Source organism: Aeromonas sp. YN13HZO-058, from assembly GCF_001921245.1.
GTDB lineage: Bacteria > Pseudomonadota > Gammaproteobacteria > Enterobacterales > Aeromonadaceae > Aeromonas > Aeromonas allosaccharophila.
Map to the genome: position 1 here is coordinate 69,398 of NZ_MQSY01000033.1, position 16,002 is coordinate 85,399.

15 protein-coding genes and 1 riboswitch are annotated in these 16,002 nt (G+C 61.3%); of the genes, 9 read left to right on the forward strand and 6 right to left on the reverse strand.

Annotated features, from left to right (window positions below; translation table 11 throughout):
* Positions 1–13 precede the first annotated feature (13 nt).
* Positions 14–1,330 (reverse strand): MFS transporter, encoded by a 1,317-nt coding sequence (locus tag BSP75_RS07615; RefSeq protein ID WP_075112779.1) that lies wholly within the window; start codon positions 1,328–1,330, stop codon positions 14–16.
* A 166-nt stretch (positions 1,331–1,496) separates the two neighbouring features.
* Here BSP75_RS07615 and BSP75_RS07620 point away from each other — a divergent pair, with 166 nt between their 5' ends.
* Both BSP75_RS07620 and aphA read left to right on the forward strand, forming a co-directional pair.
* Positions 1,497–2,171, forward strand: coding sequence for an ATP-binding protein (locus tag BSP75_RS07620; RefSeq protein WP_075112780.1), 675 nt, complete (start codon positions 1,497–1,499; stop codon positions 2,169–2,171).
* A 107-nt stretch (positions 2,172–2,278) separates the two neighbouring features.
* Positions 2,279–2,998, forward strand: coding sequence for an acid phosphatase AphA (aphA, locus tag BSP75_RS07625; RefSeq protein WP_075112781.1), 720 nt, complete (start codon positions 2,279–2,281; stop codon positions 2,996–2,998).
* Between the two features lie 83 nt (positions 2,999–3,081).
* Here the strand turns inward: aphA and BSP75_RS07630 are convergent, their stop codons facing one another.
* Positions 3,082–3,345 carry a hypothetical protein gene (locus BSP75_RS07630; protein ID WP_042658108.1) on the reverse strand — a complete coding sequence of 88 codons (264 nt, stop codon included), beginning with the start codon at positions 3,343–3,345 and terminating at the stop codon, positions 3,082–3,084.
* Between the two features lie 168 nt (positions 3,346–3,513).
* Between BSP75_RS07630 and BSP75_RS07635 the strand changes: the two genes are divergently transcribed.
* Entirely contained in the window at positions 3,514–4,335 is an 822-nt protein-coding gene (locus tag BSP75_RS07635; protein WP_075112782.1) for an HDOD domain-containing protein, read from the forward strand.
* Positions 4,336–4,474: 139 nt separating this feature from the next.
* Positions 4,475–4,972 (forward strand): GNAT family N-acetyltransferase, encoded by a 498-nt coding sequence (locus BSP75_RS07640; RefSeq protein ID WP_075112783.1) that lies wholly within the window; start codon positions 4,475–4,477, stop codon positions 4,970–4,972.
* A gap of 154 nt (positions 4,973–5,126) precedes the next feature.
* On the opposite strand, the gene BSP75_RS21500 is transcribed toward BSP75_RS07640, so the two are convergent.
* Complete coding sequence (locus BSP75_RS21500; protein WP_005342935.1) at positions 5,127–5,303, reverse strand: hypothetical protein; 177 nt, start codon at positions 5,301–5,303, stop codon at positions 5,127–5,129.
* A 491-nt stretch (positions 5,304–5,794) separates the two neighbouring features.
* Positions 5,795–7,072 (reverse strand): sodium:proton antiporter, encoded by a 1,278-nt coding sequence (locus BSP75_RS07645; protein WP_075112784.1) that lies wholly within the window; start codon positions 7,070–7,072, stop codon positions 5,795–5,797.
* A 216-nt stretch (positions 7,073–7,288) separates the two neighbouring features.
* On the opposite strand from BSP75_RS07645, the gene metH reads away from it, so the two are divergent.
* Both metH and rimK read left to right on the forward strand, forming a co-directional pair.
* Positions 7,289–10,984 carry a methionine synthase gene (gene metH, locus BSP75_RS07650; RefSeq protein WP_075112785.1) on the forward strand — a complete coding sequence of 1,232 codons (3,696 nt, stop codon included), beginning with the start codon at positions 7,289–7,291 and terminating at the stop codon, positions 10,982–10,984.
* A gap of 231 nt (positions 10,985–11,215) precedes the next feature.
* Positions 11,216–12,112 carry a 30S ribosomal protein S6--L-glutamate ligase gene (rimK, locus tag BSP75_RS07655; RefSeq protein WP_005340088.1) on the forward strand — a complete coding sequence of 299 codons (897 nt, stop codon included), beginning with the start codon at positions 11,216–11,218 and terminating at the stop codon, positions 12,110–12,112.
* Positions 12,113–12,196: 84 nt separating this feature from the next.
* Here the strand turns inward: rimK and BSP75_RS07660 are convergent, their stop codons facing one another.
* Entirely contained in the window at positions 12,197–13,441 is a 1,245-nt protein-coding gene (locus BSP75_RS07660) for a HAMP domain-containing sensor histidine kinase (protein ID WP_075112786.1), read from the reverse strand.
* Entirely contained in the window at positions 13,438–14,106 is a 669-nt protein-coding gene (locus BSP75_RS07665; RefSeq protein ID WP_019446511.1) for a response regulator transcription factor, read from the reverse strand. The genes BSP75_RS07660 and BSP75_RS07665 overlap by 4 nt, the downstream gene beginning before the upstream one ends.
* A gap of 88 nt (positions 14,107–14,194) precedes the next feature.
* Between BSP75_RS07665 and BSP75_RS07670 the strand changes: the two genes are divergently transcribed.
* The 3 genes from BSP75_RS07670 (at position 14,195) to BSP75_RS07680 (ending at position 15,761) form a co-directional block, all read left to right on the forward strand.
* The gene (locus BSP75_RS07670) at positions 14,195–14,617 is read left to right on the forward strand and encodes a hypothetical protein (protein ID WP_075112787.1); all 423 of its coding nucleotides are present in this window, start codon (positions 14,195–14,197) and stop codon (positions 14,615–14,617) included.
* Between the two features lie 86 nt (positions 14,618–14,703).
* Positions 14,704–15,189: a hypothetical protein gene (locus tag BSP75_RS07675; protein ID WP_075112788.1), complete on the forward strand. Its 486-nt coding sequence runs from the start codon at positions 14,704–14,706 to the stop codon at positions 15,187–15,189.
* 56 nt (positions 15,190–15,245) lie between these two features.
* Positions 15,246–15,761, forward strand: coding sequence for a MerR family transcriptional regulator (locus tag BSP75_RS07680; RefSeq protein ID WP_075112789.1), 516 nt, complete (start codon positions 15,246–15,248; stop codon positions 15,759–15,761).
* A 77-nt stretch (positions 15,762–15,838) separates the two neighbouring features.
* A riboswitch (TPP riboswitch) is annotated at positions 15,839–15,951 on the forward strand.
* Positions 15,952–16,002 lie beyond the last annotated feature (51 nt).

The window sequence follows — 16,002 nt, forward strand, 5'->3', positions numbered from 1 at the left end:
TCGGGGCTCGGGGTCAGGCGGGTTGGGGTTGCTGCTGCCGGATGGCGCGCTGCTGGAACCAGAGCCAGAGGCCGATGGCAAAGCCAAGCACCGCCAGACTCACCACATAGTGGGAGGGTGCTAGCATGTCGTTTTTCATCCAGAGGGTCACCGCCATCGGGGTGAGGCCGCCGAAGATGGCGTAGGCCACGTTGTAGGAGAACGACAAGCCGGAGAAGCGCACCACCGGCGGGAAGGCGTTGACCATCACGTAAGGCACGGCGCCGACAATCCCGACCGCAAAGCCCGCCAGCATGTAGAGCGGCACCAGCTGGCTCGTACCGGCCGCCAGACCGTGATAGAAGGCGTAGCTGGAGCCCGCCAGCAGCAAGGAGCCGAACATGAAGGTGAGACCGCTGCCCAGCAGGTCGATCAGTCGGCCATAGACGATGCAGCCTAGGGTCAGGGCCACGATCGCCAGCGAGTTGGCGGTCAGGGCGTCAGCCGGGCTGATGCCATAGACCTTCTGCAGATAGGTCGGGGTCATCAGGATCACCACCACGATACCGGCGGAGAGCAGCCAGGTGAGCAGCATGGAGACCACCACGCTGCTCTTGTGGTTGCGCAGCACCGACTTGAGGGGGAGCTCATCGGCCAGGGTCTTGTTGGCTTTCATCTCGGCGAAGACCGGGGTTTCGTGCAACCAGCGACGCAGGTACATGGCGACGATGCCGAAGATACCGCCGAGCAGGAAGGGCACTCGCCAGCCCCAGTCACTCACTTCGGCCGGGGTCAGGCTCTTGTTGACCGCAGTGGCGATCAGGGAGCCAAGCAGGATGCCGGCCGTCAATCCCGCCGTGAGCGTGCCGCAGGCGACCCCGACCCGACGGGCAGGGACGTGCTCGGCGACAAATACCCAGGCGCCCGGCACTTCACCGCCGATGGCGGCGCCTTGCAGGATCCGCAGTCCCAGCAGGGCGATGGGTGCGCCGATGCCGAGCACCGCATAGGTGGGCAACAGACCGATCAGCAAGGTGGGCAGCGCCATCATGATGATGCTGAGGGTGAACATCCGCTTGCGACCGATGAGATCGCCAAAGTGGGCCATGATGATGCCGCCAAGCGGGCGGGCCAGATAACCGGCGGCGAAGATGCCGAAGGTCTGGAACTGGCGCAGCCACTCGGGAATATCGGCCGGGAAGAATAGCTCGCCGATGACCACGGCGAAGAAGACGAAGATGATGAAGTCGTAAAACTCCAGCGCACCGCCGAGGGCAGCCAGACTCAGGGTTTTGTAATCCTGTCGATTGAGGGGGCGGGCGTGATCGTGCTGTTGTGTGGTCGTGGTCATATCCGTATGTTTCCCATCGGTTTTTTTAGTTATTGTCACCCCGTACAAGGGGCATATACAGGTGATCGAGAGTATGCTGCCTGCCTCTTGTGTGTAAATCGCGCAATTCGCAACACTGTCTTGCATCTTTTTGGGGCAATCCGAGTGCCCCGCTGGCGGAGGAATGATGGAAAAGAAACGGGTACTGCTCTCCTGGAGCAGCGGCAAGGATTGCGCATGGGCACTGCATCAGTTGCGGCAAGATCCCGCCATCGAGGTGGTGGGGCTGTTCACCACCCTCAATCAGGCATTCAAGCGGGTGGCGATGCACGGGGTGCGCAAGCAGCTGTTGACCGAGCAGGCCGCCTGCGTCGGGCTGCCCCTCATCACCATCGATCTGCCCTGGCCCTGCAGCAACGAGGATTACGCCCGCATCATGACCGGCTTTATCGCTGATGTGGTGGCACAGGGGATCCGCCATATGGCCTTTGGCGACTTGTTCCTCGAGGATGTGCGCGCCTACCGTGAAAAGCAGCTGGCAGGTACCGGCATCGAACCACTGTTCCCGCTCTGGGGCAGCAATACCCGTGAACTGGCGCCGCAGATGGTGGCCGCTGGGTTGAAGGCGCGGATCAGTGCTCTCGACCCGAACAAGCTGGATGCCTGCCTGGGGGGGCACGATTTTGACGAGGTACTGCTGGCGGCGCTGCCGGAGGGTGTCGATCCGTGCGGCGAGAACGGCGAGTTTCACACCCTGGCCTATGATGGCCCCATGTTCTCCCGTCCGCTCGGCATTCGGGTCGGCGAGACAGTGCTGCGCGACGGCTTTGTCTTTACCGATCTGCTGCCAATCGAGGATTAATTATCGGGCGTCAAATGCTCCCTTTTGCAGGAGCATTCACAGATTTGAGAGGCGGGATGGGGGCACTATTGGCCCCCCTCTTTTGATTCAAGATGACAACCTGCCTTATGAAACACATCTCTCGTCCGGCGCTGCTTGCCTCCTTGCTGGCTGCGGCCCTCTCTCTGCCTGCTGTGGCGGGTCAAGCCGCTACCGTTCAGCCAATCCCTGCCGGTGTCACCACCGTCACTCTGGCCCAGCAGGCGCCGATCCACTGGGTGTCGGTGGAGCAGATTGCCAAGAGTCTGGATGGCCTGCCCCCGATGGCGGTCGGGTTTGATATCGACGATACCCTGCTCTTCTCCAGCCCGGGCTTTTATCGCGGCAAGCAGGAGTTCTCGCCCAACGACGAGAGCTATCTGAAGAACCCCGCCTTCTGGGAGAAGATGAACAATGGCTGGGATGCGTTCAGCATGCCGAAAGAGGTGGGTAAGGCGCTCATCGCCATGCATCTCAAGCGCGGTGACCACATCTATTTCGTCACCGGCCGCTCGGCCACCCAGACCGAAACCGTGAGCCAGACCTTGCAGCAGACCATGAATATTCCGGCCGACCAGCTCAATCCGGTGATCTTTGCCGGTGATCAGCCGGGCCAGAACACCAAGGTGCAGTGGCTCAAGGAGAAGCAGATGAAGCTCTTCTACGGCGATGCCGACGGGGATATCAAGGCGGCGCAGGAGATCGGCATTCGCGGCATTCGTCTGCTGCGGGCTGCCAACTCCAGCTACCGGCCACTGCCGCTGGCAGGGGCGCTGGGGGAAGAGGTGATCATCAACTCCCAGTTCTGATCCGGAGAGGATCCATGCAACAAGGGCGGGGCCATCGGCACCCGCCCTTCTGTTTTTGGGTAGTCACTACAAGGCGTGGCGCCTCAGTCTGCCCACGGCATCTCGGGCAGGCTGTCGAGGAACTCGCCGTAGCGGGTCAGATTGAAGGGGCCCTGATCGGCCTCCATCGCCATCAGCTCGGCCCCGAGGGCGCAGGCGATATATTGCAGCGCCTCTTCCCGCGGCGTGCCCTTCATCACCAGCCGCATCAGGGTCGCCTTCACATGGGGCGGGTGACCATCGTTGAGCTGGTTCTCCACCATCTCCAGCAGCGTCTCTTCGTCAAAAAATTCCTGAGTGTCGTTCATGGGATATCCGCAACAGTGAATGTGGCGGCCAGTATAGCCTGAATGGGGCTAACACCTTGAACGGTCAGCGAATAAACAATCCGATATGGCAGTCATTTGTTACCCATAATTAGAGACGTTTGCCAAGGCAGACTGGTTGGAACACAGATAACATGGATGGACACGCCTATGCCCACAATAGATTCCCTGCTGGCCGAGCCCAAGCTGCTGCCACAGATCCCCGAAGTAATGCGCGACTTGATTCAGACCTTCAATGAAAAGGAGCCGGATCTGCTCAAGATCAGCAAGTTGATCAACAAGGATCCGGTCATCTCCGCCAAGTTGCTGCGGTTGGCCAACTCGGCCAAATTCGGCAGCAGTCGCCAGATCGGCACCGTCAATGAAGCCGCTGTGCGGCTGGGGTTGGCGATGGTGCGCAACATGGTGCTGGCCTGCGGGCTCACCGAATCGGTCAAGGCCGTCCCCGGCATTGATCTCAAACATTTCTGGGGCTGCGTGTTCAACGTGGCCGAACTGGCTCGCCGTCTGGCGGTGAAGAAGGGGATGAAGGGGGAGGAGGTCTTTACCTGCGCCCTGCTCTATGACCTTGGCCGCTTGGTGATGCACGTGGGCCTGCCGGAAAACACCGTCCATCACATCCATGATCTGGAGTTGCACAAGGGGCGGGCCAAGGCGGAAGAGCTGGTAGTCGGCTTCAACTATGCCCAGGTCGGGGCGGCCATGGCGCGCTACTGGAAGTTCCCCGAGACCATCAGCACTGCGGTGGAGTATCACTACAACCCCATGCTGGCCAAGGAGTTCTCTCCCGAGGCCGGATTGATCCATCTGGCCATCGTGCTGGCGGCTCAGTCCGATGTTGCAGAAGAGGCACCGCCCGAGTGGCCCCACAAGGTTGCAGATGCGCTGGGGCTGAGCTGGGCCGATTGTGCCGCCCAGTTCATCGCGCTGCGAGAGCAGGGCAACGGTTATGCCGGGTTGCTGGCGGCCTGAGGCCTTATCTTCCATATCTTCCATCTCATCAGGGGTCGCTGCGCGGCCCCTTTTTCATGGCTGATGGTGCCACAGGCTTGCCAGCCAGGGAGTGACGGGGCACTCTTTGCCCTTCACTTTCCGTCTGAGAGCCCTTGCCATGATTGCCTCCTCCCGCCTGATCCTGCGCGAAATGATCGCCACTGACGCCCCCTTCATTCTTGAGTTGCTCAATGACGGCGACTTTTATCGCTACATCGGCGATCGGGGCATCCGCACTCTGGAGCAGGCGCAGGAGTATATCCAGCAGGGGCCAGCAGTCAGCTATGCCCGTTATGGTCACGGGCTCTATCTGGTGGAGCGCAAGGAGGACGGTGCCAGCCTTGGTATCTGCGGCCTGATCAAGCGCGATACCTTGGCGCAGGTCGATATCGGCTACGCCTTCTTGCCGCAGTATCGCGGTCAGGGCTACGCCATTGAAGCGGCGCAGGCCGCTCTTGCCGATGGCAAAAGCCGGTTGGGGATCGGGCAAGTGGTCGCCATCGTCACCCCGGGTAACGAGCGATCCATCGGCCTGCTGGCCAAGCTGGGGCTGGTACGCAGCCGTCTGGTCAAGCTGAGCGAAGATGCTGATGAATGCCTGCTGCTGGAGCAGTGATCGAGGTCAGAGAGCTGGAAAGCGAATGGCGAGGTGGCTGGTCAGATTGAGTGACAAGCAAGAGGCTGGATCTGGTTAAAGGTGTGAGAGAAGCAAAGAGGCCGCCGTGAGTTGCGGCCTGTCTGCATCGGGCGCTGCCGGAGGGCAGGCAGGATCAGTTGAGGTCTTCGATGGAGAACTCGCCAGCGATACCATCACAGGAGATGGCGAAACCGCCGCTGAAGCGGGTGCTGAACTGGATCAGGAACGCATCGGAATCCTGCTCTTGCGGGGGCAGGTTGATGGGTTTGCTACGACGCAGGGGCTTGTGTGTTTGTACGGCTTTCATCATGGTATTTCTCTATATAAATTAGGTGTTTGCTCCTTGTATTGGCAAATGTCAGGTTAATGGGCGCGGTCGATTGGGTGAACGACAAGCGCGCAGGAATACCCAGCCCGGTTAAGGGGCGTCTGCACTTTTCAAGGAATATGCTGATGCATAAATCAAATTGGGTGGGCAGATCGGGTCTGCACCGTGAGAGCCGGGCAACGCAGGCAGACAGCCTGACGGTTCTCAAGGCGAGTAAATCAGAGGAAGGTTATGTGGGTTTTGGCAGGATTCATCTAACGTTGAAACATTGCGAACATAAACAGGGCTGATTAACTAGCCGGGGCGCATTCTCTCCTCGAAATGAATAAAAAGCAAACAATAATTTGGCGATGTTGAAGTCAGTGCGCTTTTCCTCTGTGTTATCAAGGTGCTATCAGTCGCAAATATTAGCCATAAAAAGAGGGCTCCTTACGGAGCCCTCGTTCATTCTGCAATCAGTACAGTCGGTCGACTCAGTAGTCGCCAGAGGCCTTCTTGGCGGCAGTGATCATCGGGGTGATGGTCATGCCCTGCACCACGATGGAGAACATCACCACCGAGTAGGTCATCACCAGGATCACTTCACGCAGGTCGACGCCATGATCCGGGATCATCATGACGCCGGAGGGGAGTGCCAGTGCCATCGCCATGGCCAGACCGCCGCGCAGACCGCCCCAGGTAAGGATCCGCACCGAGAAGGTGTTGTAGTTGCGGAATCTGCGGAAGGCCACATAGGGCAGCGATACGCTGATGAAGCGGGCAGCCAGGCAGAGCGGTACCGCGATAACCAGCAGCACCCAGTCATGCCAGGAGAGTTCCAGCAGCACCAGTGCCAGACCGATCAGCAGGAACAGCAGGGCGTTGAGGAACTGATCCATCAACTCCCAGAAGTGATCCAGGTGATGACGGCTCTGTTCGGAGAAGCCGGATTGGCGGGTCCAGTTGCCGATCATGATGCCGGTGACCACCATGGCCAGCGCACCGGAGACGCCGATCATGTTGGCAAAGGCGAAACCGGCGGTCGGGATGCACAGCGTCAGCAGCAGCTCCAGCGAGCCATCGTCGGTGGCGCTGATCATCACATGGGCGATGAGGCCCAGCACGGCGCCGAACAGGATGCCGCCGAGGGCTTCGTGCAGGAACAGACCAGCCACGCTGCCGAAGGTCGGCTCAACCCCGCCAAAGGCGACGGCAAACACGGTGGCGAAGATGACGAGGCCGACGCCGTCGTTGAACAGTGACTCCCCTTCGATCTGGATGGCGATCTGGGGTGGCGCTTTCATCTTCTTGACGATGGCGAGTACGGCAATCGGGTCAGTGGGGGAGATCAGCGCCCCGAACAGCATGCAGTAGACCAGCGGCAGTTCCCAGCCCAGCAGCTTGGCGATAAACCAGAAGCCGTAACCGATGATAAAGGTGGAGAGCAGGGTGGCAATGATGGCCAGAATGGTGATCTCCCACTTCTGGCTATGCAACGCCTTGAGATTGATGCCAAGACCACCGGCGAACAGCAGGAAGCCCAGAATCCCCTTCAGCAGGAAGTTCTGGAAGTCGATGCTCTCCATGGTTTTGACGGCAAGAGGTTCCAGGTTGAACCAGCCCAGTTTGCCAAACAGCACCATCAGCGCGGAGATCAGCATGGAGCCCGCAGTAATGGCGATGGTGGTCTGGATCTTCACAACATACTGGTTGGCAAAGGCGATAAAAATCGCCAGCGCTGCCAGAAAACAGAGTGTGTAGTAGACGCTCATAGTTATTTTTTTCTCGTTGGTAGACAGCAAGCACGTATCCCTATTCAGGACGGGCATAGGTTACTCTCGGGCCCTATGTTACTCATTACCCATAAATGAGTATATGGTGTTCTGTTTGGACTGATAGACGGCTAGATTTCCATTTTATTTGTTTGCTGTTAGGATGCTGTTTACGCAGTTGCATGGATGTAAGAGGAACACGCGGTGTCGAACGAAATGTCGAGCAGAGAGCCGAGCAAGCAGTCGGACGTAACAAAGAAGCTGGAAGCCTGCCTCAGTGAGCGGATCCTGATCATCGACGGGGCCATGGGCACTATGATCCAGGGTTACCGACTGGGCGAAGCGGATTATCGGGGTGAGCGGTTTGCCGACTGGCATACCGACATCAAGGGCAACAACGATTTGCTGGTGCTGACCCGTCCGGCGGTGATCCGCGAGATCCATGAGCAGTATTGCGCTGCCGGGGCCGACATTCTCGAGACCAACACCTTCAACGCCACGCGCATCGCCATGGCCGACTACGAGATGGAAGCATTTTCCGCCGAGATCAACCGGGAAGCTGCCCGGCTGGCTCGCGCCGTGGCAGACGAGTGGACGGCGAAAGATCCCACCAAGCCGCGCTTCGTCGCCGGGGTGCTGGGCCCCACCAACCGCACCTGTTCCATCTCGCCGGACGTCAACGACCCCGGCAAGCGCAACGTCACCTATGACCAGCTGGTGGCCGCCTATACCGAATCGACCCATGCCCTGATCGAGGGCGGCGCCGACATCATCCTGATTGAGACCATCTTCGATACCCTCAACGCCAAGGCAGCCGCCTTCGCGGTGGAAGGGGTGTTCGAAGCGCTGGGTTACAGCCTGCCGGTGATGATCTCCGGCACCATTACCGACGCCTCCGGCCGTACTCTCTCCGGCCAGACCACCGAAGCCTTCTATCACTCGCTGCGCCACGTCAAACCGGTGTCGTTCGGTCTCAACTGTGCGCTCGGCCCGGACGAGCTGCGCCAATATGTCGAGGAGTTGTCGCGCATCAGCGAATCCTGCGTCAGCGCCCACCCCAACGCCGGTCTGCCCAATGCATTCGGTGAGTACGATCTCGATGCCGTCGAGATGGCGGAGCATATCCGCGAGTGGGCCGGGAGCGGCTTTCTCAACATGGTCGGCGGCTGCTGCGGCACCACCCCGACCCATATCCGCGCCATGGCGGATGCCGTGGCGGGCATCAAACCGCGCGTGCTACCCGAACTGCCGGTGGCCTGTCGCCTGTCGGGCCTCGAGCCGCTGATCATCACCCCTGAATCCATGTTCGTGAACGTGGGGGAGCGCACCAACGTTACCGGTTCGGCCAAGTTCAAGCGGCTGATCAAGGAGGGGCTCTACGATGAGGCGCTGGATGTCGCCAAGCAGCAGGTAGAGAGCGGTGCCCAGATCATCGACATCAACATGGACGAGGGGATGCTGGACGCCGAGGCGGCCATGGTGCGCTTCCTGAACCTTATCGCCGGTGAGCCGGATATCGCCCGGGTGCCGGTGATGATCGACTCCTCCAAGTGGGAGGTGCTGGAAGCGGGTCTCAAGTGCGTGCAGGGCAAGCCGGTGGTCAACTCCATCTCCATGAAGGAGGGGGAGGAGAAGTTCATCCAGCAGGCCAGACTGCTGCGTCGCTACGGCGCCGCCGTGATCGTGATGGCGTTCGACGAGAAGGGGCAGGCCGATACCCGCGCTCGCAAGTTCGAGATCTGCCAGCGCGCCTACCGGATCCTGGTGGATCAGGTCGGTTTCCCGCCGGAAGACATCATCTTCGATCCCAACATCTTCGCGGTGGCGACCGGCATCGACGAACACAACAACTACGCGGTGGACTTCATCGAGGCGGTGAAGGACATCAAGACGAACCTGCCTCACGCCATGATCTCCGGCGGCGTCTCCAACGTCTCGTTTTCGTTTCGCGGCAACGAGCCGGTGCGCGAAGCCATTCACGCCGTCTTCCTCTACCACGCCATCCAGAACGGCATGGACATGGGGATCGTCAACGCCGGTCAGCTTGCCATCTACGAAGACATTCCGGCCGAGCTGAAAGAGAAGGTCGAGGCGGTGGTACTCAACCTCAATGACAACGCCACCGAGGAGCTGCTGGCCATCGCCGAGAAGTATCGCGGTGCCGGTGCCCAGGCGGAGGATCCGCGGGATCAGGAGTGGCGCAGCTGGCCGGTGGGCAAGCGGCTGGAGCACGCGCTGGTCAAGGGGATCACCGACTTTATCGAAGAGGATACCGAAGAGGCGCGCGCCGGTGCAGAGAAGCCGCTGCACGTCATCGAAGGGCCGCTGATGGATGGCATGAACGTGGTCGGTGACCTGTTCGGCGCGGGCAAGATGTTCCTGCCGCAGGTGGTGAAATCGGCCCGGGTGATGAAGCGGGCGGTGGCCTATCTGCAGCCCTATATCGAGGCGGAAAAATCGGGCGGCTCCAGCAACGGCAAAATCGTGCTGGCCACCGTGAAAGGGGATGTGCACGACATCGGCAAGAACATCGTCGGGGTGGTGCTGCAGTGCAACAACTTCGAGATTGTCGACCTCGGTGTCATGGTCTCCTGCGAGACCATTCTCAAAACAGCGCGGGAGGTCGGCGCCGATATCATCGGCTTGTCGGGTCTCATTACCCCGTCGCTGGACGAGATGGTGCATGTGGCCAAAGAGATGGAGCGTCAGGGCTTCAAGCTGCCGCTGTTGATCGGCGGTGCCACCACTTCCAAGGCGCACACTGCGGTGAAGATCGAGCAGAACTACTCGGAGCCGGTGGTCTATGTCTCCAACGCCTCCCGTGCGGTGGGGGTGGCCCAGAGCCTGCTCAGCCCGGATCTCAAGGAGGCGTTTGTCGCCCGCATCGACAAGGAGTACGAGATTGCCCGGGATCAGCATGCCCGTAAGCAGCCGCGCTCCCGCCCGGTCAGTCTGGCCCATGCCCGCGCCAATCGGCAGCAGCTGGACTGGGTTGGCTACCAGCCGCCCAAGCCCCGCGAGCTTGGGGTGCAAAAGTTCGAAAACGTGCCCATTTCGGTGCTGCGCCCCTACATCGACTGGACGCCGTTCTTCCTCAGCTGGGAGCTGGCGGGCAAGTATCCGCGCATCCTCGAGGACGAGATCATTGGCGAGGAGGCGACCAAGTTGTTTGCCGACGCCAACGCCATGCTGGATCAGCTGGAAAAGGATCAGAGCGTGCGCTGCGCCGGTATTATCGGCCTGTTCCCGGCCAACGCGGTAGGGGACAGCATCGAGGTCTACAGCGACGAGTCCCGCACCGAGGTCATCAAGGTGCTGCATCACCTGCGTCAGCAGAGCGAGAAGCAGGGCTTCCCCAACTACTGTCTGGCGGACTATGTGGCGCCGAAGGAGAGCGGCAAACCGGACTGGATCGGCGCCTTCGCGGTGACTGGTGGCATCGGTGAGGAGGCCATCGCCAAGGCTTACAAGGCGGATCACGACGACTACAACGCCATCCTCATTCAGGCGGTGTGCGACCGTCTCGCCGAAGCGTTTGCCGAGTACCTGCACGAGCAGGTGCGCAAGGTGCATTGGGGTTATGCCCCTGATGAAGCCCTCAGCAATGATGAGCTGATCCGCGAGAACTATCAGGGCATCCGCCCGGCGCCCGGTTATCCGGCCTGCCCTGAGCACACCGAGAAGGGGAGTATCTGGGAACTGCTGGAGGTGGAACAGGCTATCGGCATGCAGCTCACCGAATCCTACGCCATGTGGCCGGGGGCGGCGGTGTCGGGCTGGTACTTCTCCCACCCCGAGAGCAAATACTTCGCGGTGGCGCAGATCCAGCACGATCAGGTGGAAGATTACGCCGTTCGCAAGGGGATGACGCTGGCCGAGGCCGAGCGCTGGTTGGGGCCAAACCTGAACTGACTCCCGCGTGACACCGGTTGATCTTTAACGAGAAACGGCGGCATCCTTGCACGGGTTGAACAACTTGCGCAGAGCCGCCGTTTAACCTGTTGGTCACAGTGACAGGGTAGCGTGCTGTCTGGCGTGGTTTGTCTTGTTGTCAGGAGAAACAATTGGCGTTGTCTTGGCGCTGTGGCACCTTATACTCTCCCGCCCCATCCTGCCCAGGCACAGCCTTCTAGCGGAATTGTCATGAAGATCGCCATTTTATCCCGTGAGCCGAAAAACTACTCCACCCGCCGTCTGGTCGAGGTGGCGCAGGCGCGCGGTCATCAGGTCGAGGTGCTCGACACCCTGCGCTGCTATATGAATATCGCTTCCCACAACCCCTCCATTCACTACGAGGGTGGGGAGTTGGGAAGTTATGACGCCGTGATCCCCCGGATCGGGGCCAGCATTACCGCCTACGGCACCGCCGTGCTGCGCCAGTTCGAGATGATGAACACCATGGCGCTCAACAGCTCGGTGGCCATCAGCCGCTCCCGCGACAAGCTGCGGGCGATGCAGCTGCTCTCCCGCCATGGCATCGGCCTGCCCATCACCGGCTATGCCCACAGCACCCACGACGTGCCCGACCTCATCACCATGGTGGGCGGGGCGCCGCTGGTGGTGAAACTGCTGGAGGGAACCCAGGGGATTGGCGTGGTGCTCTGCGAGACCCAGAAGGCCGCCGAGAGCGTGATCGAGGCCTTTATCCAGACCAATAACAACATTCTGGTGCAGGAGTATATCCGCGAGGCCAATGGCGCCGACATCCGCTGTCTGGTGGTCAACGGCAAGGTGGTGGCCGCCATGCGCCGTCAGGCCCAGCCGGGGGAGTTTCGCTCCAACCTGCACCGTGGCGGCACCGCCGAAGCTATCAAGATCACCCCGGAAGAGCGCGCCACCGCCGTGCAGGCCGCCAAGATCATGGGGCTGGATGTGGCGGGGGTCGATATCCTGCGCAGCGCCCGTGGCCCGCTGGTGCTGGAGGTCAACTCCTCCCCCGGCCTGCAAGGGGTGGAAGCCGCCTCCGGCAAGGATGTAGCCGGCAAGATCATCGAGTTCCTCGAACTCAAGGCGAGCCGCAAGAACAAACCGGCGGAGTGAGCCTCTGGCTTGCAGCCATCAGATAACAACAGGGCGCCCTCGGGCGCCTTGTTTGTTTTTGGCTGGTGCCGCAGCGCCCTCACCCTAGCCCTCTCCCGGAGGGAGAGGGAACTGTTCGGCGGCGATCATCGCCAGCCTTGCGCTGAATACGCCGTTTTCCAGCCGGGTTTCGATCTGCCAGCCCAACTTCTCGCAGATGCGCTGGATGATGGTGAGGCCGCAGCCGTAGCCAAGGATCTGATCCGGCGCCGCCGCCGTCGGGTTGCTGATCGTGAGCACGGGGCCACAGAGCTCGATCTCGATATGCCCCTCGGCATAGCTCAGGGCATTTTTCAGCAGGTTGCCGAGGGCAATGGCGAGCAGGGAGAGGGGGGCATTCACCTCGCTGCTCTCGTCCAGATTAAGCCGGATATCGAGCGCCTCCCGCTGCAGCAGCGGGGCGAGGCGGGCCAGCTCCTGACGGATCAGCGGGGTGACCTGTTGCAGCGGTCGCTCCACCGCCTCTTTGCGGCCCAGCAGCAGGAAGGTCTCGGTGAGCAGCGCCATCTCGTCGGCGGCGGCGCGAATGCGGGTGGTGGCGCGGGCGGCTGGCGCGGGCAGATCCGTCACCTTGCCGAGCAGGGCCGCCGAGCCCTGGATCACCATGTTGGGGGTGCGCAGCTCGTGGCTGGCGAAGCGGCTGAACTCCTGCTCGCGGGCAAACACGGCGGCCACCTCCTGCTTGCCGGCCAGCAGCGCCAGCTCGATATCCCGCAGCTCCTGCCAGGGGGCGTCGGGCTCGAAATCCGCCTGATCCGGAGTGAGGTGGGCAACCCTGTGCTGCAGCCGTTGCAGCGGCCCTGTGATATGACGTACCAGCCAGATGCCGAAGCCGAGGCAGGCGAGCAGCAGCGCCAGCCCGATCAGCCGGGTCGCCAGATGCAGTTTATCTTCGTAGGGATCCAGGTAGTCATCGGCGTCGTCGTTGAACACCAGATAGAGCAGTCCCTCGCCGGAGGGGTGGCGGGCCACCAGAAAGTGTTTGTCCTCCTTGCCCAGCTGGTGCTCGAAAAAGCCGGGGGTCCGGTAGGGCTTCAACCATTTCGGCAGGCGGCCCGCCTCGGTCCAGTAGCTGGAGAACTGTCTGGGGCTCGGGGCCGCTGCCGCCGGGCCGAGTCGCAGCCAGTCATCGCTGTAGCGGGTCACTTCCGCCTCCAGCCAGTGGCGCAGGCTCAGCTCCTCCATCTTGTCCTCGGCCACCAGCATCAGGCCGGAGAGCAGGATCAGCAGCACCACCCCGGCGCCGCCGAGCGCCATGATCAGGCGGCGACGCAGGCTCGGCAGGCTCATGCGCTCACCAGTCGGTAGCCCTGGCCGTGCAGGGTCTCCAGCATGGGAGTGGGGAAGGGTTTGTCCAGCGCGTTGCGCAGGGCGTAGATGTGGCTGCGCAGGGCATCGGAGTCGGGCTCCTCATCCCCCCAGACGGTGTCGAGCACCTCCTGACGGCTGACGATGGCGGGGGCACGGCGAGCCAGTAGCGCGAGGATCTGGAACGGGATCTTGCCGAGCTTGAGGGGCTCACCGGCGCGGGTGGCGCGGCCGCTGGCGACATCGACCGTCAGATCGCCAAAGCTGATGGCCCCCACATCGCCGCGCGGGCCGCGCAGACTGAGGGCTTGCAGCCGCACCTCCAGCTCCTCCATCGCGAACGGCTTGACCAGATAGTCATCCCCTCCCGCCTTGAAGCCTGCCAGCTTGTCCTCCAGGCTGTCGCGGGCGGTGAGAAACAGCACGGGAGTGGCAATCCCCTGCTCGCGCAGGCGCGCCACCGTGCTGAGGCCATCGAGGCGCGGCATCATCACATCCATGATGATGACGTCGAAACGCTGCTCCTCCAGCAGTTGCAGCGCCGCCTGACCGTGATAGGCACAATCGAGGCGGTGACCGGCCAGCTCCAGATAATCCATGATGGTTTCCGCCACCTGAGGATTGTCTTCCACTACCAAAATCTTCATGCTTTGCTCTCCTGGTTGGCGAGCGTTTCACGCTCTTTTCACACCGGATATGGCATCCTGTGTGCCAGTGTAACCCCGAGGATCCCCGATGAAGAAGTCTCTCTGCGCCCTCCTGTTGCTGATCTTGTTGCCACTTGGCACCGCACAGGCGACCGAATTCAAGCTGATCGGCCGCACCACCTGGCAGCTTGGCCAGCTGATGGTCAACGGCATGCCGTTCGTGATCGACGATCAGACCCGCTTCAAGGATTGGCTCAACGAAGATGATCTCGGCGGCACCTGGGTCGAGATGAAGGGGGTGGTGGAGAACGGTGTGCGCTATGTGCGCAAGGTCGAAGCGCTCGACGAAGATGACAAGGACGAGATGGATCTGGAAGGGCCGGTCGAAGGGGGGCGGATCTGGGGCTACACCACCTCGGACAACAGTCTGGTGCCGTTCGAAGGGCGCTGGCTCGAGCTGGAGTGCAAGTTTGACGGCATGCGCCTGAGCCGTTGCCGCGAGGATGACTGATCCGATCTCTGCGTTCCGATTAGAAATGCTCCCGAATGAAGCCCATGCTTGTCCAGCATGGGCTTTTTGTTCAGGGACGAACGAAGATGGAACAATCGAGAAAGTGGTGTGCATGGATGCTGGGTGTGCCGCTCTGGGCGGTGCAGGCGGGAGCCGACGAGCTGTGGCTGGTTGAGCTGGAGCACAACGACGGCATCCGCCTGCAATTTCAGGGGGCCGGGGTGGAGCAGGGCAGTGCCGCCGTCTGGCGGCAGGGAGTGGTTTGGGATCAGCCGCTCAAACCCGGCGACCAGCTTGCCCTGCTGGTCGCCGACGGCGTTGCCACCCGAATTGAGCTGTTGGCCGCCAGAGCCCCGTTGGCCAATCAGCCCTGGCAGCGGGCGCAAGATCGCCTGCAATCCTTCGATGACCGGCAGCTCACGTTGGCCACCCTGGGCACTGTGCCACTCAATCCACAGGTGCGCTGGGTCAACGGCTCGGCCGCCGACCTGCATGCCGGGAGCGAGCTGGTGCTGATCCGCGACGAACGGGGCCGCTTAAGCGAAATCCTTGTCGTCAATCCGGAGGAGTAGTTGACCCGTCTATGATAGGCGGGTTTATCCTCTGCCCGTTGGATGAAGGAACCCCTATGTTGACGATTACCCGGCTGGCCAGAGAACTGGGCCTGAGCCGCACCACCCTGCTCTATTACGAACGTCTCGGTCTGCTGCTGCCCGCCCTGCGCGGGGAGAACGGCTATCGCCGCTATGGCGAGGCCGAGCTGGAACGGGGGCGGCAGATCGCCAGCTTTCGTGCCATGGGGCTGCCGCTCGAAGAGATCGGTACCCTGCTGGCGGCAAGGCAAGAGAGCCACTCCTGCCTCGATGGTCACCTGCTGCGACTGGAGCAGGAGATCGTCGAGCTGAGGCGTCAACAGCGGGCCATCATCCTCTATCGCCAACAGACACACGAGGAGATCCCCATGGTAGACAAGGCACGCTGGGTTGCCATCATGCAGGCCGCAGGCATGACCGAAGAGATGATGCGCAACTGGCATATCCAGTTCGAGAAGATGGAGCCACAGGCCCATCAGGAATTCCTCGAATCCCTGCAGATCCCCGCCGCGGAGATCGCCGCCATCCGCACCTGGTCGCGCGGGGAGTAACCCGGTCTGACCACAGCACCGACCGTTGACCCGGATTGTTAACGGCTTGTGCTTTAAATTTTCCCCCTTATACTGGCGCCATCTTGTCGGAGTGCTGACCGTCGAACGACGCGAAGCTGAGACCGTTAATTCGGGATCCGTGGAACCTGATCAGGTTAAAACCTGCGAAGGGAACAAGGGTAACTTGCGGGTTACCGCGCCGGAGGAGGAACAAGCCTCTTCCGCTCATCGAAGGGGTCTC